The organism is Buttiauxella sp. 3AFRM03 (assembly GCF_003675305.1).
GTDB classification, from domain to species: domain Bacteria; phylum Pseudomonadota; class Gammaproteobacteria; order Enterobacterales; family Enterobacteriaceae; genus Buttiauxella; species Buttiauxella ferragutiae.
Genome location: NZ_CP033076.1, coordinates 4,200,187 through 4,222,302 on the forward strand (window position 1 = coordinate 4,200,187; position 22,116 = coordinate 4,222,302).

Sequence of the window (22,116 nt, forward strand, 5' to 3'; positions counted from 1 at the left end):
ATGTTATTATTTGCCCGTTTTGTGACTCTCAGGAAATGCTATGCCTCAGATTACCCGTACTGCGCTAGTGCCTTACAGCGCGGAGCAGATGTATCAATTAGTTAACGATGTGAAATCCTACCCTGATTTTTTACCGGGTTGCACTGGCAGCCGGATTCTTGACGCGTCGCATAATCAGATGACGGCGGCGGTAGATGTTTCCAAAGCGGGGATCAGCAAAACGTTTACCACGCGTAACTCCCTTACCGATAATCAAAGTATTTTGATGCATCTTGTCGATGGGCCATTCAAGTCATTGATGGGCGGCTGGAAGTTTACGCCGCTGAGTGCAGAAGCTTGCCGTATTGAGTTCCAGCTCGATTTTGAGTTTACCAATAAGCTTATCGAGCTGGCGTTTGGCCGTATCTTCAAAGAGTTGGCCGGGAATATGGTTCAGGCGTTTACCGTACGAGCCAAAGAGGTCTACAGTGTCGCCTGATATCGCTGTTGAAGTCGTTTACGCATTGCCTGAAAAGCAGTACTTGCTCAAGGTTAGAGTTGCAGAAGGTGCGACTGTTGAGCAGGTGATTTACGCGTCAGGTATTCTTGAACTGCGCACGGATATTGATCTTGCGAAGAATAAGGTAGGGATTTTTAGCCGCCTGGTGAAATTGACCGATACGGTTAATGAGGGGGATCGGGTAGAAATTTATCGGCCTCTGATTGCTGACCCGAAAGAGCTTCGACGCCAGCGAGCTGAGAAATCCGCTCAGAAGTAGCCAAAAAAAGGTGCCAATCAGGCACCTGAGACTGATGACAAAACTGGCGAAAATGGTGGATGATGCTAGCGCTTATCCACCCTACAACACCTGTTTAGTGACCTTGTCAGCAATCTGAGGTGCCCATATCGGCACCTTTTTTATTGGTTATTCGTTTACCAGCTTCGGCTTGTTGTCGATGTTGGTCAACACACCGCTGCTGTTGAAAGTCAGCGTCAGCGTTTGCTGAGTCACTTTCTCATGGCCTGGTTGCTGACGGAAGACATAGAACCAGGTACTTGTACCAAATGGATCAGTCATCATTGGCGTACCCAGAGCATACGCAACTTGCTGTTGAGTCATGCCAGTACGAATCTTTGACACGTCGTTTTGTGTCAGGTAGTTCCCCTGGTTAATGTCGGGGCGGTAAACCACTCGCTCCAGAGTGGAACAGCCTGCGGTCAGCATAAGAAGAACCGCTGCGGCAGCAGTCAGCGTTTTACAGCGCATAGTGATTTGATTCCTTTTCGGGCCCGAGCAGCACATGGCTCATTCATAATATGCCGATGATAATAAACCTTTACGCAGTTTAAAACATTAAGGCGCTTAACTCTGACCCTGGTACAGCAAAAAAGTTGGCTTAAAACCTGTTCAATTAACAATATGCTAGCTGAGTGATTGTTTTTTGAACAGCGCGCACAACAACTACCGGGTTGTGTATATAAAATCGTTGCCGTTAAGCCGCCAGCAACTCTTTTGCGTTGGCCAATGTGTTGCGTGTGACTTCGCTGCCACCAAGCAAACGAGCCAATTCTTGCAGGCGTGAGCGTTTATCCAGCGGTTGCATATGTGTTTCTGTCATTTCGCCATCGGTTTCTTTGCTGACAAAGAAGTGATGATGCCCACAACCTGCGACCTGTGGCAGGTGCGTGACACACATAACCTGAGTGGACTCGCCTAACTGACGCAATAATTTGCCGACCACCGCCGCTGTTGGGCCGCTGATCCCGACATCCACTTCATCGAAGATGAGAGCCGGGGTTTCCATTTTACGTGCGGTGATGACCTGAATCGCCAGTGCAATACGTGAAAGCTCGCCGCCGGAGGCCACTTTTGCCAGTGGCTGCAAGGGTTGGCCTGGGTTGGTACTGACGCGGAAATCAATACGGTCTGCACCTTCAGCGGTCAGATGGTTTTCATTAAATTCCACGTCAATAGCTAGCTTGCCGTGAGGCATTGATAACGAATGCATGCTTGCGGTAATCAACTCGCAAAGTTCCGCCGCATAATGTGCACGACGCTGATGCAATTCTTGCGCGATGTTCAGCGCTTGCTGGTGATGGACAGCCACTGCCTGCATCAGTTCATCCTGGGAGCTGGCCTGCTCATCAAGCTGTTGCAGTTCTTCGAGCAGCTGTTGATGGAACAATGGCAGTTCTTCCGGCGAAATATGATGTTTACGCGCTAGTGATATTTGCCTGGAGATACGTTGTTCCAGTTCATACAAACGGTTAGGGTCAAGATCCAGACGGTCGCAATAATGGCGCAGTTCATCGCTGGCTTCTGAAACTTGAATAGTTGCCTCTTCCAGCATCGTTAACACACCAGACAGTTTGCTATCCATCCCGGCCAGTTCTTCCATTAAATGACGTGCGCTATACAGCTGGCTTTGCAGGTTGTTGTCTTCACCATCCGCGAGGATCGCCAGTGCTTGCTGGCTAACAGAGATCAGTTGCCCGCTGTTTGCCAGCCGTTTGTACTCTTCATCAATTTGTTCAAACTCGCCCGCAATTGGAGAAAATTCATTGAGCTCTTTCAGTTGGTACTGAAGCAATTCAGTGCGCGCGGCACGCTCTTGAGCCTGTTGCTGATGCTGCGCAAGAGTTCGGCAGCTTTGATGCCATTCGCGGTAGCTTGTTGCCATTTTGGCGAGAAGTGCAGATTCACCCGCATAACCGTCAAGCAGGTATTTTTGGTGTTCTGGTTTTAACAAAAGCTGGTGGGCATGCTGGCCGTGAATTTGAATCAGCATCTGGCCGAGGTCACGCAACTGAGAAAGAGGAACCGCCGTGCCGTTGATGAAGCCTCGTGAACGGCCATCGCTGCTAATGACGCGACGCAGTAAACATTCACGTCCGTCATCAAGTTGATTTTCTTCCAGCCAGCGCAGGGCGGCAGGTGTGTCTTTCAGGGAGAAGCGGGCGCAGAGGTCAGCCCGGCTGGCACCCTGACGCACCATGTCGGCTTCAGCACGGCCACCGAGACACAGACCTAAGGCATCAATCGCGATAGATTTACCGGCCCCTGTCTCACCGGTAATGGCGGTCATACCGTGGTGAAAATCAATTTCCAGTTCACGAACGATAGCGAAGTTACTGATGGTGAGTTGTGCCAGCATAATTGCTTTCCTGTATGAAAAGACATGACTGTGTTTTCATACAGTATAAACTGGTTTTATATACAGTAAAGAGCCTGGGGCACTTTTTAGAACAATTTTTTCGACCAGCCGAGTTTAGAGCTCAATGTATTGAAATAGCTGTAATCTTTGGGGTGAATGAGATTGAGATGATAGTCGCAACGGCGGATCAGCACGTCTTCGCCTTCCTGAATAGGTAGCGCTATTTGGCTATCACAACTGATTTCCAGGTCGCTACGCATATGTGAAAAACGCAGGCGTATTGTGCTGCTACTGTTGATGACCAATGGGCGTGCAGAAAGCGTGTGCGGGAACATTGGCACTAGCGTGATGGCATCAAGCGATGGGGTAAGAATGGGGCCGCCAGCCGAGAGGGAATAGGCGGTAGAACCCGTTGGTGTTGAAATAATCAGCCCATCGGAACGTTGCGAGAACGCAAAAATTTCATCGATATAGACTTCGAATTCAATCATGTGCGCGACTTTGCCGGGGTGCAGCACCACCTCGTTAATCGCGGTACTCAGGCGAGTCGGCGTATCTTGCTGGCAAACCTGGGCTTCGAGCAAGAAACGGCGCTCGGCAATGTAGTGCCCTTCGAGCACATCGGCGAGTTGTTGCTGCGCGTTGTCTGGGTCAAGGTCGGTAAGAAAACCGAGATTACCGCGGTTGATACCGATGACTTTGATATCATAACGAGCAAGAACGCGGGCAGCGCCTAGCATATTGCCGTCACCACCGACCACAACCGCGAGATCGGCCTGTTGGCCTATTTCCGCCAGGGTACCGGTTTTTACGTTTTTGAGGTTAAGTTCCTGGGCAATTTGCTGCTCGACAATAACGTCGTAGCCTTTGGTGCAGAGCCAGCGATACAGCATTTCATGCGTGGTTAGGGCTGTAGGGTGACGTGGGTGCCCGACGATACCAATGCAGTTGAAATGTTTGTTCATTATGCTGATGGTCCTTATGCGCAGTGATGCAGTCGTTTATGACAATATGTCACGTTCCCTTGAATCCCGGAAACTGATCCCCATAATAAGCGAACCAGCGAGATGAATGCTAAAAACGCGGAGAAATTCATGAGTAGTAAAGATCAGAAAACACCAGACGAGCAAGTCTCGGACGAAATTGCAATGGAAAGCCACGAAGAAGTCGAGGCCGTAGAGGGTGCCGAAGTGGTTGATCCGCGCGATGAAAAAATTGCCGATTTGACTGCGCAACTGGAAGAAATTCAGCAGCGCGAGCGTGAACTGGCGTTACGCAATAAAGCGGATATGGAAAACCTCCGTCGCCGTACTGAGCTTGATATTGAGAAAGCGCACAAGTTTGCTCTGGACAAATTTGTCAACGAGCTGCTGCCGGTTATCGACAGCCTTGACCGTGCTTTGGAAGTGGTAGACAAGTCCAACACCGATTTAGCCGCCATGATTGAAGGCATCGAATTAACTCAGAAATCGATGCTGGATGTGGTGCGTAAATTTGGTGTGGAAGTGGTTGGCGAAACTAACGTGCCGTTCAACCCGGATGTGCATCAGGCCATTGCCATGGTTGAGTCTGAAGATGTGGCGCCAAACCACGTGCTGATGGTGATGCAAAAGGGTTACACCCTGAACGGTCGCACACTGCGTGCTGCGATGGTTTCTGTGGCTAAAGCAAAAGCGTAATTTGTTTTAATCGCTTGAAATAAAAAGCCAGCCTTTGCGGCTGGCTTTTTTGTGCCTGCTAGAAAGGCGATTTACTCTTGAACACTCTCGCGAAGCGGAGTGACAGGGGTGACGCGTACCTGCTTAATCATGTTGTCCTGCACGTCGAGAATATCAATATCGTAATGGCTTAAGCGCACACGCGTATCGATAGCTGGGATCTCTTGCAGTTCTTCAAGCAGCATACCGTTTACGGTACGGGCTTCGTCTTCTGGCAATGTCCAGTTGAAAGCTTTGTTGATTTCGCGCACGTTGGCACTGCCTTCAATAATCACTGAGCCATCGTTTTGTGGCATCACTTCTTCAGCCAGTGTTGGAGACATCGATGTCGTGAAGTCACCAACAATCTCTTCAAGAATATCTTCCACCGTTACCAGCCCTTGAATATCACCGTATTCATCTACGACCAGGCCGACTTTCTTCTTGTTACGCTGGAATTTTACCAGTTGAACGCTAAGCGGCGTTCCTTCCGGCACGAAGTAAATTTCATCAGCGGCACGAAGCAGCGTTTCTTTGGTGAACTCCTGCTTTTCGGTCATCAAGCGATAGGCTTCACGCACGCGCAGCATGCTCATGGCATTGTCCAGAGTATCGCGATACAACACAATGCGGCCATGCGGCGAGTGGGTGAGTTGGCGGACGATAGATTTCCAGTCGTCATTGATATCGATACCGACGATTTCATTTCTCGGCACCATGATGTCGTCGACGCTCATTTTTTCGAGATCCAGAACCGAGAGCAACATATCCTGGTTGCGGCGGGAGATTTTCGTGTGTGACTCATGCACCAGGGTACGCAATTCGTCTTTGTTTAACGCGCTACTCACGGTGCTGACGTTTTTGATACCCATCAGACGCATCAACATACGCGTGATGATGTTCAGTAACCACACCAGGGGCATCATCAGTATTTGCAACGGGCCGAGCAGGAAGCTGCTCGGGAAGGCAACCTTTTCCGGATACAGCGCGGCAATGGTTTTTGGCAGTACTTCAGCGAACACCAGAACCACGAAAGTGAGGATACCGGTGGCGATGGCAACACCCGCATCACCGTACAAACGCATGCCGACGATGGTGCCGATGGCTGAGGCCAGAATATTGACCAGGTTATTACCGATGAGGACCAGACTTATCAGGCGGTCTGGTTTGCGAAGCAGTTTTTCGACCCGTTTAGCGGCGCGGTTGCCCTGTTTGGCGAGGTGGCGCAGCTTGTAACGGTTAAGCGTCATCATGCCGGTTTCAGAGCCGGAGAAGTACGCTGAAACGACTACCATGATGATCAATGTGACAATCAACGTAGTCGTTGAGATCTGTTCCAAAAGGATTTCCTTTATAAAGACAACATTAGCCGACGAATTGTTGCAGGACGCGGCTACCAAAATAGGCGAGGGTCAGAATCGCTGCACCCGCGACGTTAAACCACACCACACGGCGGCCGCGCCACCCCTCATGATAGTGTCCCCACAGTAAAACGATGTAGACAAACCATGCGAGAATCGACAGGACCGCTTTGTCGACATTTTCCAGGCTGAAAAGATTTTTCAGATAAAACAGGCCGGTGCAAAGGGTTAACGTCAGCAGTACTACGCCGACTTGAGTGATGTGAAACATTTTGCGCTCAATGCTCATCAACGGCGGCATTTCAGCACGGAAGGCGAGTTTTTTATTTTTGAGCTGATAGTCAATCCAGGCCAGTTGCAGCGCGTAAAGTGCGGCAATAATCAGCGTGGCATAGGCAAAGAGCGACAAACCGATATGCACCATCATCCCCGGAGTTGTTTCCAGATGCGTGATGAATTCGTTGGGCATAAAGGTTGCCAGCGCCAGATTGATTAAGGCGAAAGCGTAAACAATCGGTAACAGCAGCCAGCCGCGATTTCGCGATGCCACAATCGTCATCACGGTGCAGATCATCAAACTGACTAATGAGCCGACGTTGAGCAGGCTCAGGTTTTGACCGCCGTCGGCGGCAAAAATACGAGCTTCAAGCGCCAGACCGTGGCATACAAGCGCGATAATGGCCGATATAATAGCGAAACGGCGCCATCCGCTGTTTTTTGTCAGCAGGCTTGGAATGATCAGCGCGAGGCTGCTGGAATAGGCTACAAGCGCAAGGATTGCGAAAACAGGCATATAAAGTGTCGGTCAATTAGCCAGAGATGAAAAAAAACAGTATAACGTTACCTGCCGCCTGCTCCAACTCTAACCGTTACATCACACCGAAGGCGGCTTCATGTTATATACCCGTCATACTTCAAGTTATGGGGGTGTTGGCTGCACTCACTTACCCCAGTCACTTACTTTAGTAAGCTCCTGGGGATAAGCTCTCTTGCCGCTTACCCACAACTTGAGCTATTTAGGGTATAATCCGCTAAATTCTGTTTTGTGTCGCAAGCTGCGGCCCTAAGTTACCACGTTAGGCAAAAGACAATGTTTGATAATTTAACTGACCGTCTGTCGCGCACACTGCGCAATATCAGCGGCCGCGGGCGGCTGACTGAAGAGAATGTGAAAGAAACATTGCGCGAAGTGCGCATGGCATTGCTGGAAGCTGACGTTGCGCTGCCGGTGGTGCGTGACTTTATCAGCCGCGTAAAAGAAAAAGCGGTTGGTCATGAAGTTAACAAAAGTCTGACCCCAGGCCAGGAGTTCGTCAAAATCGTTCGCGCCGAATTGGTTGCCGCGATGGGCGAAGAGAATGCCAGCCTGAATCTTGCTGCACAGCCGCCAGCCGTTGTGCTGATGGCGGGTTTGCAAGGTGCGGGTAAAACCACAAGCGTAGGTAAATTAGGTAAGTTCCTGCGTGAGAAGCACAAGAAGAAAGTGCTGGTGGTTTCTGCAGACGTTTATCGCCCGGCGGCGATCAAACAGTTAGAAACGCTGGCTGAACAAGTCGGTGTCGATTTCTTCCCATCTGATGTCGGCCAAAAGCCGGTCGATATCGTTAATGCGGCGCTGAAAGAAGCGAAGCTGAAATTCTTTGACGTGCTGCTGGTGGATACCGCCGGTCGCTTGCACGTTGACGAAGCGATGATGGATGAAATCAAGCAGGTTCATGCTGCGATTAACCCAGTTGAAACCCTGTTTGTTGTTGACGCCATGACGGGCCAGGATGCGGCGAATACCGCAAAAGCTTTCAACGAAGCATTACCACTGACGGGCGTCGTGCTGACGAAAGTCGACGGTGATGCGCGTGGTGGTGCAGCGCTTTCTATTCGTCATATCACTGGCAAGCCGATTAAATTCCTCGGTGTCGGTGAAAAGACTGAAGCGCTGGAGCCGTTCCACCCGGATCGTATTGCTTCGCGTATTCTGGGGATGGGCGATGTTCTCTCACTTATCGAAGATATTGAGAGCAAAGTTGACCGTGCTCAGGCAGAGAAGCTGGCTAACAAGCTGAAGAAAGGCGATGGGTTTGATCTCAACGATTTCCTTGACCAGCTTAAGCAAATGAAAAACATGGGCGGCATGGCGAGCATGATGAGCAAATTGCCGGGTATGGGGCAATTGCCGGATAACGTTAAGTCGCAAATGGATGACAAAGTCCTGGTGCGTATGGAAGCCATTATTAATTCCATGACGCTCAAAGAGCGTGCGCAGCCAGAGATTATCAAAGGTTCACGTAAACGTCGTATCGCGATGGGTGCGGGTATGCAGGTGCAGGACGTCAACCGTCTGCTTAAGCAGTTCGACGACATGCAGCGCATGATGAAAAAGATGAAGAAAGGCGGAATGGCGAAAATGATGCGCGGCATGAAAGGTATGATGCCGCCAGGTTTCCCAGGCCGTTAATTTCTGTAATTTTTGTTTTGCTTGTAAAACAAAAATTGATTTCCGCTCAGGAATGAGTACAATTTTCGGGCTTTTAATATGACACCAGGCTCCATCCCTCGATGGGGCCTGGTGTTTTATTCACTAAAGAGGATGTTATGGTAACTATTCGTTTAGCACGTCACGGCGCTAAAAAGCGTCCGTTCTACCAGGTTGTTGTTACTGACAGCCGTAATGCACGTAACGGTCGCTTCATTGAGCGCGTTGGTTTCTTCAACCCTATCGCTGGTGAAAAAGACGAGGCAACTCGCCTGGATCTGGATCGCATCGAGCATTGGGTTGGCCAAGGCGCAACCGTTTCTGATCGCGTATCTGCGCTGATCAAAGCAGCAAAAAAAGCAGCTTAATCTGTCACGGTGGTCATGATGAGCAATCAAATCGCTGCAAAGGCTCCTGTTAACCCAATAGTATTGGGCAAAATGGGCTCCTGCTATGGGATCCGTGGTTGGCTCAGAGTGTTTTCCTCCACCGAAGACGCCGATAGCATTTTTGACTATCAGCCCTGGTTTATCCAGAAGGCGGGTCAGTGGCAGCAAGTACAGCTGGAAAGCTGGAAGCACCACAATCAGGATCTGGTCATCAAGCTGAAAGGTATTGACGATCGGGATGCAGCGAATCTTCTGACCAATTGCGAAATTGTCGTCGATTCAACGCAATTGCCTCATCTCGAAGAGGGTGACTACTACTGGAAAGACCTTATGGGTTGCCAGGTTGTCACTACTGAAGGATATCAGCTCGGTAAAGTCATCGACATGATGGAAACCGGCTCAAATGACGTTCTGGTCATTAAGGCAAACCTGAAAGATGCGTTCGGCATCAAGGAGCGGCTGGTTCCGTTCCTCGATGGGCAGGTTATCAAGAAAGTCGATCTCGCTACTCAAACCATTGAAGTAGATTGGGATCCTGGTTTTTAAAACCTCCGGATTAACGGTAAAAGACGGCGTAATGGGGATTGGCTTGTGTTTATTGGTGTAGTTAGCCTGTTTCCAGAGATGTTCCGTGCAATTACCGACTTCGGGGTAACTGGCCGGGCAGTAAAAAATGGCCTGCTGAGCATCCAGAGCTGGAGTCCGCGTGACTTCACTTATGACCGGCACCGTACCGTGGACGATCGTCCTTACGGCGGCGGACCGGGTATGCTTATGATGGTAAATCCTTTGCGGGAAGCCATCCACGCAGCGAAAGCAGCGGCGGGGGAAGGTGCTAAGGTTATCTATCTGTCACCTCAGGGACGCAAGCTTGATCAAGAAGGCGTCTGTGAACTGGCAACAAATGAGAAGTTAATTCTGGTTTGTGGCCGTTACGAAGGGATAGATGAGCGCGTAATCCAAACCGAAATTGATGAAGAATGGTCAATCGGCGATTACGTTCTCAGCGGTGGTGAGTTACCAGCGATGGTATTGATTGACTCAGTTTCACGGTTTATTCCGGGAGTTCTGGGACATCAGGCATCAGCAATCGAAGATTCGTTTGCCGATGGATTGCTGGACTGCCCACACTATACTCGTCCTGAAGTGTTAGAAGGCATGGAGGTTCCGCCAGTTTTGCTGTCGGGAAACCATGCAGATATTCGACGTTGGCGCCTGAAGCAGTCGCTGGGCCGTACCTGGCTTAGAAGACCTGAACTTCTGGAAAACCTGGCTCTGACTGAAGAGCAAGCAAGGTTGCTGGCGGAGTTCCAACGTGAACACGCAAATACAGCAACATAAACATGATGGGATGGCGTAAGCCCCCGATTATCAGTTTACCCAGGATAAGAGACAAAATTATGAGCAACATTATTAAGCAAATTGAACAAGAACAGATGAAACAGGATGTACCTTCATTCCGTCCGGGTGATTCCGTGGAAGTGAAAGTATGGGTCGTTGAAGGTTCTAAAAAACGTCTGCAGGCATTTGAGGGCGTGGTTATCGCTATCCGTAACCGCGGTCTGCACTCTGCATTCACTGTTCGTAAAATTTCCAACGGCGAAGGTGTTGAGCGTGTATTCCAGACTCACTCCCCAGTAATCGACAGCATTACTGTTAAACGTCGTGGTGCCGTTCGTAAAGCTAAACTGTACTACCTGCGTGAGCGTACTGGTAAATCTGCTCGTATCAAAGAGCGTCTTACCAAGTAAGATTTCGCTAACGCGACATCCATATCAAGGGCTGCCATCTGGCAGCCCTTTTTTATTTAACGCATGAGCGATTGCTGCAATCCTTCTCGGCTGGCCTTTTCCCATACCGCGCGACGATCCGTAACATCAGGTAAGGTTTCACAACTGGCAGGAAATGATTTCCCATTTTGCCCCTGAACGGTTAAGAAATTGGGATCACAAATCCGCTGCTGGCCATCTGCATATCCTTTTAACCATTCTTCTCGATCGACATTTTCATCGTTATGCAAATGCGCAATGACGGGATTACTTCTTATGGGTTGTCCAGACATCGCATCATCCCAGCCAGCCTGATACCAGTCGGTGGGGGCCGGAGTTGGGGCATGGGTGTATGGGTCAACATAACAAGCAGACAGCAATAAGATTGGAATCAAGGCTAAACAGCGCATAGTGAGGATATCCATTTCAAACTGTATTAACTGAGCATAGAGCGCTTATGGCTTTGCATTACGCTATTTTCACAGACTGCATGCTTGAGCAGATAAATAGCGTGCTTATGCAGTCGTGTATAATTTAGTTTACAATAAGTGATGTTAAGTGTGCTTTAAGCGGCAATTATTTGATTGGTGTAATGTATTGTTTACGTATTTTGGATTGCAATCTTTACTAAAGCTGGTAAGGTAGTGCCATCCTCACTGAGGAAACGACTATCGCAAACGAGCTAACAGGAAAGCCATCATGCAAAAAGACGCGCTGAACAACGTTCATATTTCTGACGAACAGGTATTAATCACTCCGGATCAACTGAAAGCGGAATTCCCGCTTACTGCCTCTCAAGAAGCGCAGATCGAACACTCCCGTCAGACGATTTCCGACATTATCGCAGGGCGCGATCCTCGTCTGTTGGTAGTCTGTGGACCTTGCTCGATCCACGACCCTGATACCGCGATTGAATATGCTCGTCGTTTTAAAATTTTGTCTGAACAAGTTAGCGATAGTCTGTACCTCGTGATGCGCGTCTATTTTGAAAAGCCACGTACCACCGTTGGCTGGAAAGGGCTAATCAACGATCCACACATGGATGGCTCGTTTGATGTTGAAGCTGGTTTGAAAATTGCTCGTCATTTGCTGGTTGAATTGGTCAGCATGGGTCTGCCGCTGGCGACGGAAGCGCTTGATCCGAATAGCCCACAATACCTGGGTGATCTGTTTAGCTGGTCCGCAATTGGTGCCCGTACTACTGAATCCCAGACCCACCGTGAAATGGCATCTGGTTTGTCTATGCCAGTTGGTTTTAAAAATGGTACTGATGGCAGCCTGGGTACGGCGATTAATGCGATGCGTGCCGCATCTATGCCGCATCGTTTCGTTGGTATCAACCAGGCAGGCCAGGTCTGCTTGCTGCAAACTCAGGGTAACCCAGATGGTCACGTGATTTTACGTGGCGGAAAAGCACCAAACTACAGCCCGGCAGACGTTGCACAGTGTGAAAAAGAGATGGAACAGGCAGGACTCCGCCCAGCCTTGATGATAGATTGCAGCCATGGCAACTCAAATAAAGACTACCGCCGTCAGCCGGGCGTGGCTGAATCAGCCGTCGCCCAAATTAAAGATGGTAATCGTTCGATTATTGGCCTGATGATTGAAAGTAATATCCACGAAGGTAATCAATCTTCAGAGCAGCCACGCAGTGAAATGAAGTACGGCGTTTCTGTCACCGATGCTTGCATCGACTGGGAAACTACCGAGACTTTACTGCGTGAGATTCATCAAGATCTGAACGGTACGCTTGCGGCGCGTAAGGCATAAGAGGTTTTACTATGGTGGCTGAATTGACCGCGTTGCGCGATCAAATTGACGAAGTGGATAAGGCGTTGCTGGGGCTACTGGCACGCCGCCTTGAACTGGTAGCGGAAGTTGGCGAAGTCAAAAGCCAGTATGGTTTACCGATTTATGTCCCGGAACGTGAAGCAGCAATGTTGGCTTCACGTCGCAAAGAAGCCGAAACGCTGGGCGTTCCACCGGATCTGATTGAAGACGTACTGCGTCGGGTTATGCGTGAGTCATACTCAAGCGAGAATGACAAAGGCTTTAAAACCCTGTTTCCTGCACTTCGCCCGGTAGTTATCGTCGGTGGCGGTGGCCAAATGGGGCGCTTGTTTGAAAAGATGCTCACACTGTCTGGTTATCAGGTGCGTATTCTTGAAAAAGAAGACTGGGCTAACGCAGCAGAATTGATGGCTGATGCTGGCATGGTCATTGTTAGCGTGCCGATTCACATCACTGAACAAGTAATCGCTCAGTTACCGCGCTTACCTGATGACTGTATTCTGGTTGATCTGGCGTCGGTGAAGAATGGCCCTCTACAAGCTATGTTGGCAGCTCACCAGGGGCCGGTTCTTGGCTTGCATCCAATGTTTGGGCCAGATAGTGGAAGCCTTGCGAAGCAGGTCGTGGTGTATTGCGACGGTCGCCAGCCAGAAGCGTATCAGTGGTTCCTTGAGCAAATTCAGGTTTGGGGCGCGCGTTTGCACCGCTCTACAGCCGTTGAACACGATCAGAACATGGCGTTTATTCAGGCGCTGCGCCACTTTGCAACCTTTGCATATGGTCTGCATCTGGCAGAAGAAAATGTTCAGTTAGAGCAGCTACTCGCGCTTTCATCACCGATTTATCGCCTGGAGTTGGCGATGGTAGGTCGCTTGTTTGCACAAGATCCGCAACTTTACGCTGATATTATTATGTCGTCAGAAAGCAATCTGGAGCTGATTAAGCGTTATTACAAAAGGTTTGGGGAGGCTATTGGCCTGCTTGAACATGGTGATAAGCAAGCGTTCATCGATAGCTTCCGTAAAGTTGAACACTGGTTCGGCGACTACGCGCAGCGCTTCCAGAGTGAAAGCCGAACTTTGTTACGCCAGGCGAATGATAGCCGACCGTAGTCGTGAAATAGTCTTATAATCTAAAGCCATCAGGGAAACCTAATGGCTTTTTTTATTGGCAATTAAGGATAGAAAAATGGCTCAGCCGCAAGTTCTGTTCAATTACACCGGTCACTTACCTGAATGCCCAACCTGGAATGCTCAAGAAAGTTGCCTTTACTGGACGGATATTCTCGAAAACGAAATTCATCGCTATAACATCGCCAGCAAAAAGCATGATGTGATTCAGTTTTCCGAAGAGGTTGGCTGTTTTGCATTGTGCGAAACGGGTGGTTTTATTGTCGCGCTGCGAAGTGGAATTTATCTGACCAATCGCACCGGGCTTATTACTCGCAAAGTCTGTGATAACCCCAATAACCCGACATTAGCTCGTTTTAATGATGGTGGAACTGACAGGGATGGGCGTTTTTATGCTGGAACATTTTGGGGGCCTGGTGATTACAACGGAGCCTTGCTGTGCCGCGTGGATAACGACCTGACACCGCATGTCATTCAGCATGATATCCATGGTGCCAATGGTCTGGCGTTTAGTGCAGATAAAAAATGGATGTTTACATCAGACACGCCGAACCGTGTGATTTACCGAACTCCGTTAGACAAGCAAGGTGAGCCTGGCAAGCGTGAAGTGTTTAAACGCTTTGAACCGGGGCAGGGAATACCTGATGGTGCGGCGATTGACGAAGAAGGTTGCTACTGGACGGCATTGTTTGATGGCTACCGTATCGCGCGATTATCGCCTGATGGCGATGTGCTGGAAGAATATCAATTGCCGGTGCGCTGTCCAACGATGGTGTGCTTCGGTGGCGATGATATGAAAACGTTGTTCATCACGACGACGCGAGAAAATATGGATAACGTCGAAGTTGCAGAAAGGCCACTGTCAGGCGCGATTTTTACGCTTAAAGTCGCCGTTGCAGGAATGCCGAAACTGAAATTTAAAGTGAATGAGTAAGCCAGCTTCGAGCTGGCTTACTGCCAATTTTAAGCCGGATCAACAGGCACTACATTCTCACTTGGATAACAGCCAAGCACTTTCATAGAACGGGTAATTTCACCGAGTTCGCGAAGTGCTTTGCGCATTGCTTCATCGTTCAGGTTTGCCTGAACATCCAGATAAAACATCTCTTCCCACGGGTTGCCGTTAATTGGTCGAGACTCCAGTTTTGTCATGATCAAATTGTGATTACGCAACACCAGAAGGGCTTCAACCAACGCACCGGCTTGCTGACCTGTCGCCATGAGTAGTGTTGTTTTGGCTGGGACCTGGTCGGTGACTTCGACCGATTTGCGAGCGAGAACGATGAAACGGGTGATGTTTTGCGTCTGGTTTGCCAGATTACGTTCCAGAACTTGCAAACCATATAACGCCCCACCAGCCTCGCTACCCAGCGCCGCGACATGCGGTGAGTTTGCCTGCGCCACTTTTTCCATTGCCGCCGAGGTACTTTCGCAATATTCGATTTTCCAGTTTGGATACCGGTTAATGAATTGGCTGCATTGCTGGAAAGGCTGTGGGTGGCTATATACCGTCTGAATCGTGTCTAAATCGGTAGTGCCCTTCACTAACACGCAGTGGTCGATGGGCACGGTCATTTCAGCAACGATAGACAAGCTGGTGTGCTGTAATAAATCGTATACATCATTGATGGCGCCAGAGCTGGTATTTTCTAACGGTACGACGGCGTAATCGGCCTGGCCCGTTTCAACCTGGTTAAAGATGTCCTGGAATTTGGCACAGCCACTTTCAATGAATTGCTCAAAGTGGCGAGCAGCATACTGACGTGCAGCGAGGTGTGAGTACGAACCCTTCGGGCCTAAAAACGCGATTCTCGCTGACTGCGGATTGGTTTTATTAAGATGCTGCTGTAAAAGTGTTTGCTGCGTCAGAACTGAATCTTCAATGATGAGTTGGAACAAGCGTGTAATGTAATGGGCGTCCAGATTATGTGTTTTACCCAAAGTAATCAGACGCTCCAGCAAATCACGCTCGCGGTCGATATCTCGAACCGGGCGGTGAGTCGCGAGCTTGGCTTTTCCGACTTCAACAGCCAGCAAGCGACGCTCTGCCAGCAATGCCAGCAATTTTACATCCAGGGCGCTGATTTTATCGCGCAGTGCCAGCAACGGGTTTGTCTCACTCATAACGCTACCTTTTCGAAGTCCATAAAAAAGGCCTCCCGCTTGGGGAGGCCTGTTTGTTCGTCTTCGCATTCTTTATCACACGACGAATTGCCTCCCATTCAGGGGAAGGTAAAAAAGAATGCGAAGAAAAACGGAATTAATTTCATGGTTGGTTCCTGATAAGTCAGACAAGTAAGGTACTCGCTCTGTTTTCGCTCTGTCAATAAAAAACGCGCCCGGAGGCGCGTTGGTGTGATTGATAAAGCTAAAATTTACTCTTCTTCAATTTCCGCGATAGCAACGTCTTTCACTGAGCCTGCTGTGCGACGCGCTTCACCTTTGTGTTGCACTTTATTCAACTGCCGCTCCAGTTTGTTAATCAAATCGTTGATAGCCGTATACATATCATCGTGTTTGGCGCTCGCTACGAGCTGGCCGTTTGGCGTATTAATGGTGGCATCAGCCACGAAACCTTTCGGTTCTTTGGACAAAACAATGTGTGGGTTAATTAGATGAGTTTGCCACTTGTCCAGTTTAGTGAGACGGTCTGCGACGTGCTGACGAATAGCTGGGGTGATTTCCATTTGCTTGCTGGTAATGTTCATTGTCATAAAGTTACCTCTTGTCTTTCCCGTCTTGGTAACTCCAGCATACCTTTCTGAATGTCAAAATGTGTGATGTGAATCACACTATTTTGTCACTTTTTGTCAGTAAACCCTTTTTGTGAGGCAGGACAGGATCTCTGTTTTTAAAGCTTGTGGAACTTAAGAATAGCGTCCATATTTGATTGGATGACCTGACGCTAAACCGTTTCAGTTTTGTGTTTTCAGGCAATAAAAATGGCAGCCAGTTGGCTGCCATTTTGTTTTTCATCTCGGGTAATCAGTTGGTATTGCCGTTGGCCGCGATAATTTTTGCAACTTTTTCGGCTTGAGCCGGCATTTGCATTTCACGGTAGGCATTTTCCATCAACTTCAGACCATCACGTGTAGCCTGGGTATCAGGGAAATCACGCAGCATTCCTTCAACACGGTTAACTACTGCAACCCACGCGCCGCGTTTAGTGTAGTATTGCGCGACGGAAAGCTCATATTTCGCTAAACGATCTTTCAGGAACACCAGGCGCTTGCTGGCATCGGTGACATACTGGCTGTTCGGGTAACCTCGAACCAGCTTAGAGAAATCTTTGAAAGCATCACGCGCGTGTGCAGGATCTCGGTCTGAACGATCTACGCCAAAGAACCCTTGTAATGCGCTATCATCCAGTGCCATGTCCGTCAGACCGCGCATGTAAAGTACGTAGTCGATGTTTGGATGGGTAGGATTTAGGCGCATAAAGCGGTCAATAGCTGCCTGAGCCAGTGGCAAGTCAGCATTCTTGTAGTAAGCGTAAATAAGATCTAACTGCACTTGCTGCGAGTATGGCCCGAACGGATAACGGTTATCCAGCGCTTCCAGTTGCGTTATCGCCGCTTTAAAGTTACCGTCCTGCAACTTTTGTTGGGCAGTCGCATAAATCTCGGAAGGTGGACTATCAGGAACCTCATCCTTGGAACTGGAGCAACCAGCCAAAGCCAGGCTCAACGTGGCTGCTGCCACCAGATATTTCATACGCGTCATGACGTTTTGACTTTCCTCAGAATGTTATCCGGGAGGCTCTCAATACCAGCTCCCGATAAAGACCAGCTACAATAGCACACTATATTAAACGGCATTGCCGTAAAACCCAACGTTAACGAAGAAGCTGTCTATGGCACAACTAGTACAACTCAACGCAACAGTATCCGAATCGCAACTCGGTCAACGCTTAGATCAAGCTTTGGCCGAATTGTTCCCTGATTATTCACGTTCGCGTATAAAAGAATGGATTCTTGACCGGCGCGTGCTGGTCAATGGCAATATTAGCGACAAACCGAAAGAAAAAGTATTGGGTGGCGAAGCTGTCACTATCAATGCTGAAATCGAAGAGGATGTGCGCTGGGAACCACAAGATATCCCGCTCAATATCGTTTATGAAGATGACGATATTTTGGTGATTAACAAGCCGCGTGATTTCGTTGTGCATCCTGGTGCGGGTAATCCTGACGGGACCGTACTGAATGCGCTTCTGCATTACTATCCGCCGATTGTTGATGTTCCACGTGCGGGCATTGTGCATCGTCTGGATAAAGACACGACGGGTTTGATGGTCGTGGCGAAAACCGTTCCTGCGCAAACTCACCTGGTTGAGGCTTTGCAATTACGTGAAATCACGCGTGAATATGAAGCGGTTGCCATTGGTCATATGACGGCAGGTGGCACGGTTGAAGAACCTATCAGCCGACATTCGACTAAGCGTACTCATATGGCTGTGCATCCGATGGGGAAACCTGCGGTGACGCATTATCGAATCATGGAACATTTCCGTGTGCATACGCGTCTGCGCCTGCGTCTGGAAACGGGTCGTACTCACCAGATTCGTGTTCACATGGCGCATATCACTCATCCATTGGTTGGCGATCAGCTGTACGGTGGCCGCCCGCGTCCGCCAAAAGGTGCGTCAGAAGAGTTTGTCAGCGTGCTGCGTAAGTTTGACCGCCAGGCTCTGCATGCAACCATGTTGCGTCTTCATCATCCAATCAGCGGTATGTTGATGGAATGGCATGCGCCAATCCCTCAGGATATGGTTGAGCTGATTGAAGCGCTGCGTGCTGATACGGAAATCCATAAGGATCAACTGGACTGGCTATGAGCAAACTGATCGTCCCGCATTGGCCGCTTCCTGAAGGGGTTGCCGCGTGCAGTTCGACACGTATTGGCGGTGTAAGTCAACCGCCTTACGACTCGCTTAATCTGGGGGCCCACTGCGGTGATAACCTGGATGATGTCGAAGAAAACCGTCGCATGTTTTATAGCACTGCCGACTTGCCTTCAAAACCGGTTTGGCTAGAGCAAGTGCACGGTACAGACGTGTTAAAACTTACTGGCGAACCTTATTTGTCAAAACGTGCAGACGCTTCTTATAGCGCAACAGCGGGTACGGTTTGTGCGGTAATGACAGCAGATTGTCTGCCAGTGCTATTCTGTAATAAGGCTGGAACCGAAGTTGCGGCTGCTCATGCTGGATGGCGTGGCTTGTGCGAAGGCGTTATTGAAGAAACTGTGGCTTGTTTTAAAGATGCGCCAGAAAACATTATGGCGTGGCTTGGCCCGGCTATTGGTCCTGATGCATTTGAAGTTGGCCCTGAAGTGCGTGAAGCGTTTATGGCTAAAGACATTCATGCTGATAGTGCTTTTCGCCCGTCAGGGGAAAAATACATTGCTGACATCTACACCCTGGCTCGTCAGCGTTTGTCTGCAGTAGGCATTAACCATGTTTATGGCGGCGATCGTTGTACCTACAGCGAAGCGGGTGATTTTTTCTCATATCGACGCGACAGAACCACAGGCCGTATGGCAAGTTTCATTTGGCTGATATAACCTATTGAATCAAGACGATCCAGTGCGGGTAATTAACGCTTCAAATATTTCAGGTCATTAACCTTGAATAATTGAGGGATGACCTCATTTAATCTCCAGTAGCAAATTTGACCTGTATATGGGAGGAGTTATGCGTCTGGATCGTCTTACTAATAAATTCCAGCTTGCTCTCGCCGATGCCCAATCCTTAGCTCTCGGGCACGACAACCAATTTATCGAACCTCTTCACTTGATGAGCGCACTGCTCAATCAGGAAGGTGGATCCGTACGTCCTTTACTGACTTCAGCTGGCGTCAACGCTGGCAAGTTGCGTACCGATATTGAGCAAGCTTTAAGCCGTTTACCACAAGTTGAAGGCACGGGCGGTGATGTTCAGCCTTCGCAGGATTTAGTTCGTGTATTGAATCTATGTGACAAACTGGCGCAAAAACGAAATGACAACTTCATTTCGTCAGAGTTATTTGTTCTGGCAGCACTTGAATCTCGCGGAACATTAACAGATTTACTGAAATCAGCGGGTGCTACCACGGCAAATGTGACAGCAGCAATTGAGCAAATGCGTGGAGGCGAAAACGTGAACGACCAGGGTGCCGAAGATCAACGTCAGGCATTGAAAAAATATACTGTCGATCTGACCGAGCGTGCGGAACAGGGCAAGCTTGATCCCGTTATCGGTCGTGATGAAGAAATTCGTCGCACTATTCAGGTATTGCAGCGCCGTACCAAAAACAATCCCGTACTTATTGGTGAACCAGGCGTTGGTAAAACGGCCATTGTTGAAGGTTTGGCGCAGCGCATCATTAATGGTGAAGTGCCTGAGGGGCTAAAAGGCCGTCGGGTGTTAGCGCTGGATATGGGTTCGCTGGTAGCCGGTGCGAAATATCGTGGTGAATTTGAAGAGCGTCTTAAAGGTGTACTGAATGACCTTTCTAAGCAGGAAGGTAATGTCATTCTGTTTATCGATGAATTGCACACCATGGTTGGCGCGGGTAAAGCGGATGGCGCTATGGATGCGGGTAACATGCTCAAGCCAGCCTTGGCTCGAGGTGAACTGCACTGCGTCGGGGCGACAACGCTGGATGAATATCGCCAGTATATAGAAAAGGATGCCGCGCTTGAGCGTCGCTTCCAGAAAGTGTTCGTTGCCGAGCCTTCTGTCGAAGACACTATCGCTATTTTGCGTGGGTTGAAAGAGCGTTACGAACTGCATCACCATGTACAGATTACTGACCCGGCTATTGTGGCGGCGGCAATGCTGTCGCATCGCTACATTGCCGATCGTCAGTTGCCGGATAAAGCCATCGACTTGATTGACGAAGCGGCTTCCAGCATCCGTATGCAGATTGACTCGAAACCAGAAGAGCTCGACCGTCTTGACCGCCGTATCATCCAGCTCAAACTGGAACAGCAGGCATTGAAGAAAGAGTCAGACGAAGCCAGCCAGAAACGTTTGAGTATGCTTGAAGACGAATTAGGGCAGAAAGAGCGTGAATATTCAGTGCTGGAAGAAGAGTGGAAAGCTGAAAAAGCGTCACTTTCTGGTACGCAGACGATTAAGGCTGAGTTAGAGCAGGCAAAAATCGCCATTGAGCAGGCGCGCCGTGCAGGCGACCTGGCGCGAATGTCTGAGCTGCAATACGGGAAAATACCGGAGCTTGAGAAACAGCTTGCAGCGGCAAGTCAGAGTGAAGGGAAAACCATGCGTCTGCTGCGTAACAAAGTTACTGATGCAGAAATTGCGGAAGTGCTGGCGCGTTGGACGGGGATTCCTGTGGCTCGCATGCTTGAAGGTGAACGCGAGAAACTGCTGCGTATGGAACAACAACTTCATACCCGTGTTATCGGGCAGAATGAAGCTGTTGAAGCCGTTTCAAACGCAATTCGCCGTAGCCGTGCCGGTTTGTCTGACCCGAATCGCCCAATTGGTTCGTTCTTATTCCTTGGGCCAACGGGCGTGGGTAAAACTGAGCTGTGCAAAACGCTGGCAAACTTTATGTTTGATAGCGATGACGCAATGGTGCGTATCGATATGTCCGAGTTTATGGAAAAACACTCCGTATCTCGTTTAGTCGGTGCACCTCCAGGCTACGTCGGTTATGAAGAAGGTGGCTACCTGACTGAAGCGGTTCGTCGTCGCCCTTACTCTGTCATTCTTTTGGATGAAGTAGAGAAGGCACACCCGGATGTGTTCAACATTTTATTGCAGGTGCTGGACGACGGGCGTTTGACTGACGGGCAGGGGAGAACTGTCGACTTCCGTAATACGGTTGTAATTATGACGTCTAACTTGGGCTCTGACTTAATTCAGGAGCGCTTCGGTGCGCTGGACTACGGTCATATGAAGGATCTGATTCTTGGTGTTGTCAGCCAGAACTTCCGCCCAGAGTTTGTTAACCGTATAGATGAAGTCGTGGTATTCCATCCGCTCGGTGAGAAACATATTGCTTCTATTGCGCAGATTCAGTTGCAGCGTTTGTATAAACGCCTTGAAGAGCGTGGCTATGAAGTCACTATCTCTGAAGATGCGTTGAAGCTGCTTAGCGAGAATGGTTACGACCCGGTATATGGTGCAAGACCATTGAAACGTGCTATCCAGCAGCAAATAGAGAACCCGCTGGCTCAGCAAATCCTCTCAGGTGAGCTGATTCCAGGGAAAGCAGTTCATCTGGAAGTAAAAGACAATCATATTGTGGCAGTGCAGTAAGTCACAAAAAAGATAAAACGAGCCCTCCGGGGCTCGTTTTTGTTTAAAAACCAGGCGATATTGTATCTCTCGATTGCGTTATGATTAAAAGTTGAGCTAACGATAAGT

The 22,116-nt window shown here is 49.2% G+C and carries 23 protein-coding genes, 1 pseudogene and 1 other annotated feature; of the genes and pseudogenes, 14 read left to right on the forward strand and 10 right to left on the reverse strand.

Annotated elements, in window-relative coordinates:
• The first annotated feature begins 40 nt into the window (after positions 1 to 40).
• A complete protein-coding gene (locus tag D8682_RS21050; protein ID WP_064544279.1) occupies positions 41 to 478 on the forward strand; it encodes a type II toxin-antitoxin system RatA family toxin in 438 nt (145 codons plus the stop codon).
• On the forward strand, positions 468 to 758 hold the full coding sequence (locus tag D8682_RS21055; protein ID WP_121815073.1) for an RnfH family protein: 291 nt from the start codon (positions 468 to 470) through the stop codon (positions 756 to 758). Before D8682_RS21050 ends, D8682_RS21055 begins: the two co-directional genes overlap by 11 nt.
• 147 nt (positions 759 to 905) lie before the next feature.
• Here the strand turns inward: D8682_RS21055 and bamE are convergent, their stop codons facing one another.
• The 3 genes from bamE to nadK all read right to left on the reverse strand — a co-directional run bounded on the left by bamE (position 906) and on the right by nadK (position 4,100).
• Entirely contained in the window at positions 906 to 1,247 is a 342-nt protein-coding gene (gene bamE / locus D8682_RS21060) for an outer membrane protein assembly factor BamE (RefSeq protein ID WP_064544285.1), read from the reverse strand.
• Positions 1,248 to 1,473: 226 nt separating this feature from the next.
• Entirely contained in the window at positions 1,474 to 3,135 is a 1,662-nt protein-coding gene (gene recN / locus D8682_RS21065) for a DNA repair protein RecN (protein ID WP_064544288.1), read from the reverse strand.
• Between the two features lie 86 nt (positions 3,136 to 3,221).
• On the reverse strand, positions 3,222 to 4,100 hold the full coding sequence (nadK, locus tag D8682_RS21070; protein WP_064544292.1) for an NAD(+) kinase: 879 nt from the start codon (positions 4,098 to 4,100) through the stop codon (positions 3,222 to 3,224).
• Positions 4,101 to 4,229: 129 nt separating this feature from the next.
• Between nadK and grpE the strand changes: the two genes are divergently transcribed.
• On the forward strand, positions 4,230 to 4,814 hold the full coding sequence (gene grpE, locus D8682_RS21080) for a nucleotide exchange factor GrpE (protein WP_064544330.1): 585 nt from the start codon (positions 4,230 to 4,232) through the stop codon (positions 4,812 to 4,814).
• A 71-nt stretch (positions 4,815 to 4,885) separates the two neighbouring features.
• Here the strand turns inward: grpE and D8682_RS21085 are convergent, their stop codons facing one another.
• On the reverse strand, positions 4,886 to 6,172 hold the full coding sequence (locus D8682_RS21085) for an HlyC/CorC family transporter (protein ID WP_064544296.1): 1,287 nt from the start codon (positions 6,170 to 6,172) through the stop codon (positions 4,886 to 4,888).
• Between the two features lie 25 nt (positions 6,173 to 6,197).
• A complete protein-coding gene (locus tag D8682_RS21090; protein WP_064544299.1) occupies positions 6,198 to 6,986 on the reverse strand; it encodes an inner membrane protein YpjD in 789 nt (262 codons plus the stop codon).
• 297 nt (positions 6,987 to 7,283) lie between these two features.
• On the opposite strand from D8682_RS21090, the gene ffh reads away from it, so the two are divergent.
• The 5 genes and pseudogenes from ffh (at position 7,284) to rplS (ending at position 10,803) form a co-directional block, all read left to right on the forward strand.
• Positions 7,284 to 8,645 (forward strand): signal recognition particle protein, encoded by a 1,362-nt coding sequence (gene ffh, locus D8682_RS21095; protein ID WP_121815074.1) that lies wholly within the window; start codon positions 7,284 to 7,286, stop codon positions 8,643 to 8,645.
• Between the two features lie 137 nt (positions 8,646 to 8,782).
• A complete protein-coding gene (rpsP, locus tag D8682_RS21100; protein ID WP_034457320.1) occupies positions 8,783 to 9,031 on the forward strand; it encodes a 30S ribosomal protein S16 in 249 nt (82 codons plus the stop codon).
• An 18-nt stretch (positions 9,032 to 9,049) separates the two neighbouring features.
• Positions 9,050 to 9,598, forward strand: a complete 549-nt coding sequence (gene rimM, locus D8682_RS21105) for a ribosome maturation factor RimM (RefSeq protein WP_064544306.1) — start codon at positions 9,050 to 9,052, stop codon at positions 9,596 to 9,598.
• A 45-nt stretch (positions 9,599 to 9,643) separates the two neighbouring features.
• Positions 9,644 to 10,412 (forward strand): annotated as a pseudogene (gene trmD, locus D8682_RS21110) (tRNA (guanosine(37)-N1)-methyltransferase TrmD).
• A 40-nt stretch (positions 10,413 to 10,452) separates the two neighbouring features.
• Positions 10,453 to 10,803, forward strand: a complete 351-nt coding sequence (gene rplS / locus D8682_RS21115) for a 50S ribosomal protein L19 (protein WP_034457314.1) — start codon at positions 10,453 to 10,455, stop codon at positions 10,801 to 10,803.
• Between the two features lie 56 nt (positions 10,804 to 10,859).
• On the opposite strand, the gene D8682_RS21120 is transcribed toward rplS, so the two are convergent.
• Positions 10,860 to 11,246 (reverse strand): DUF2799 domain-containing protein, encoded by a 387-nt coding sequence (locus D8682_RS21120; protein ID WP_083963307.1) that lies wholly within the window; start codon positions 11,244 to 11,246, stop codon positions 10,860 to 10,862.
• 274 nt (positions 11,247 to 11,520) lie between these two features.
• Between D8682_RS21120 and aroF the strand changes: the two genes are divergently transcribed.
• The 3 genes from aroF (at position 11,521) to D8682_RS21135 (ending at position 14,676) form a co-directional block, all read left to right on the forward strand.
• Entirely contained in the window at positions 11,521 to 12,591 is a 1,071-nt protein-coding gene (aroF, locus tag D8682_RS21125) for a 3-deoxy-7-phosphoheptulonate synthase AroF (RefSeq protein ID WP_064544312.1), read from the forward strand.
• An 11-nt stretch (positions 12,592 to 12,602) separates the two neighbouring features.
• On the forward strand, positions 12,603 to 13,724 hold the full coding sequence (gene tyrA / locus D8682_RS21130; protein ID WP_121815075.1) for a bifunctional chorismate mutase/prephenate dehydrogenase: 1,122 nt from the start codon (positions 12,603 to 12,605) through the stop codon (positions 13,722 to 13,724).
• 76 nt (positions 13,725 to 13,800) lie between these two features.
• The gene (locus D8682_RS21135; protein WP_121815076.1) at positions 13,801 to 14,676 is read left to right on the forward strand and encodes an SMP-30/gluconolactonase/LRE family protein; all 876 of its coding nucleotides are present in this window, start codon (positions 13,801 to 13,803) and stop codon (positions 14,674 to 14,676) included.
• Between the two features lie 29 nt (positions 14,677 to 14,705).
• On the opposite strand, the gene pheA is transcribed toward D8682_RS21135, so the two are convergent.
• From pheA to bamD, 4 genes are all read right to left on the reverse strand, one after another.
• On the reverse strand, positions 14,706 to 15,866 hold the full coding sequence (pheA, locus tag D8682_RS21140; protein ID WP_121815077.1) for a bifunctional chorismate mutase/prephenate dehydratase: 1,161 nt from the start codon (positions 15,864 to 15,866) through the stop codon (positions 14,706 to 14,708).
• A gap of 21 nt (positions 15,867 to 15,887) precedes the next feature.
• Positions 15,888 to 16,013: a sequence feature (Phe leader region), on the reverse strand.
• Complete coding sequence (pheL, locus tag D8682_RS21145; RefSeq protein ID WP_101706155.1) at positions 15,965 to 16,012, reverse strand: pheA operon leader peptide PheL; 48 nt, start codon at positions 16,010 to 16,012, stop codon at positions 15,965 to 15,967. (Overlaps the previous feature by 48 nt.)
• Positions 16,014 to 16,117: 104 nt before the next feature.
• Positions 16,118 to 16,456: a ribosome-associated translation inhibitor RaiA gene (raiA, locus tag D8682_RS21150; protein WP_034457302.1), complete on the reverse strand. Its 339-nt coding sequence runs from the start codon at positions 16,454 to 16,456 to the stop codon at positions 16,118 to 16,120.
• Between the two features lie 271 nt (positions 16,457 to 16,727).
• Positions 16,728 to 17,465, reverse strand: coding sequence for an outer membrane protein assembly factor BamD (bamD, locus tag D8682_RS21160; RefSeq protein WP_064544319.1), 738 nt, complete (start codon positions 17,463 to 17,465; stop codon positions 16,728 to 16,730).
• Between the two features lie 130 nt (positions 17,466 to 17,595).
• Here bamD and rluD point away from each other — a divergent pair, with 130 nt between their 5' ends.
• The 3 genes from rluD to clpB all read left to right on the forward strand — a co-directional run bounded on the left by rluD (position 17,596) and on the right by clpB (position 22,008).
• Complete coding sequence (rluD, locus tag D8682_RS21165; RefSeq protein ID WP_121815079.1) at positions 17,596 to 18,576, forward strand: 23S rRNA pseudouridine(1911/1915/1917) synthase RluD; 981 nt, start codon at positions 17,596 to 17,598, stop codon at positions 18,574 to 18,576.
• On the forward strand, positions 18,573 to 19,304 hold the full coding sequence (gene yfiH, locus D8682_RS21170; protein WP_064544323.1) for a purine nucleoside phosphorylase YfiH: 732 nt from the start codon (positions 18,573 to 18,575) through the stop codon (positions 19,302 to 19,304). The genes rluD and yfiH overlap by 4 nt, the downstream gene beginning before the upstream one ends.
• Before the next feature lie 130 nt (positions 19,305 to 19,434).
• Positions 19,435 to 22,008: an ATP-dependent chaperone ClpB gene (gene clpB, locus D8682_RS21175; protein WP_064544325.1), complete on the forward strand. Its 2,574-nt coding sequence runs from the start codon at positions 19,435 to 19,437 to the stop codon at positions 22,006 to 22,008.
• Positions 22,009 to 22,116 lie beyond the last annotated feature (108 nt).

Bases quoted from the DNA above. Each gene is read 5' to 3' on its own strand.
- D8682_RS21050 (WP_064544279.1), top strand. From the start codon at position 41: ATGCCTCAGATTACCCGTACTGCGCTAGTGCCTTACAGCGCGGAGCAG.
- bamE (WP_064544285.1), bottom strand. From the start codon at position 1,247: ATGCGCTGTAAAACGCTGACTGCTGCCGCAGCGGTTCTTCTTATGCTG.
- recN (WP_064544288.1), bottom strand. From the start codon at position 3,135: ATGCTGGCACAACTCACCATCAGTAACTTCGCTATCGTTCGTGAACTG.
- nadK (WP_064544292.1), bottom strand. From the start codon at position 4,100: ATGAACAAACATTTCAACTGCATTGGTATCGTCGGGCACCCACGTCAC.
- grpE (WP_064544330.1), top strand. From the start codon at position 4,230: ATGAGTAGTAAAGATCAGAAAACACCAGACGAGCAAGTCTCGGACGAA.
- D8682_RS21090 (WP_064544299.1), bottom strand. From the start codon at position 6,986: ATGCCTGTTTTCGCAATCCTTGCGCTTGTAGCCTATTCCAGCAGCCTC.
- ffh (WP_121815074.1), top strand. From the start codon at position 7,284: ATGTTTGATAATTTAACTGACCGTCTGTCGCGCACACTGCGCAATATC.
- rpsP (WP_034457320.1), top strand. From the start codon at position 8,783: ATGGTAACTATTCGTTTAGCACGTCACGGCGCTAAAAAGCGTCCGTTC.
- rimM (WP_064544306.1), top strand. From the start codon at position 9,050: ATGAGCAATCAAATCGCTGCAAAGGCTCCTGTTAACCCAATAGTATTG.
- rplS (WP_034457314.1), top strand. From the start codon at position 10,453: ATGAGCAACATTATTAAGCAAATTGAACAAGAACAGATGAAACAGGAT.
- D8682_RS21120 (WP_083963307.1), bottom strand. From the start codon at position 11,246: ATGGATATCCTCACTATGCGCTGTTTAGCCTTGATTCCAATCTTATTG.
- aroF (WP_064544312.1), top strand. From the start codon at position 11,521: ATGCAAAAAGACGCGCTGAACAACGTTCATATTTCTGACGAACAGGTA.
- tyrA (WP_121815075.1), top strand. From the start codon at position 12,603: ATGGTGGCTGAATTGACCGCGTTGCGCGATCAAATTGACGAAGTGGAT.
- D8682_RS21135 (WP_121815076.1), top strand. From the start codon at position 13,801: ATGGCTCAGCCGCAAGTTCTGTTCAATTACACCGGTCACTTACCTGAA.
- pheA (WP_121815077.1), bottom strand. From the start codon at position 15,866: ATGAGTGAGACAAACCCGTTGCTGGCACTGCGCGATAAAATCAGCGCC.
- raiA (WP_034457302.1), bottom strand. From the start codon at position 16,456: ATGACAATGAACATTACCAGCAAGCAAATGGAAATCACCCCAGCTATT.
- bamD (WP_064544319.1), bottom strand. From the start codon at position 17,465: ATGACGCGTATGAAATATCTGGTGGCAGCAGCCACGTTGAGCCTGGCT.
- rluD (WP_121815079.1), top strand. From the start codon at position 17,596: ATGGCACAACTAGTACAACTCAACGCAACAGTATCCGAATCGCAACTC.
- yfiH (WP_064544323.1), top strand. From the start codon at position 18,573: ATGAGCAAACTGATCGTCCCGCATTGGCCGCTTCCTGAAGGGGTTGCC.
- clpB (WP_064544325.1), top strand. From the start codon at position 19,435: ATGCGTCTGGATCGTCTTACTAATAAATTCCAGCTTGCTCTCGCCGAT.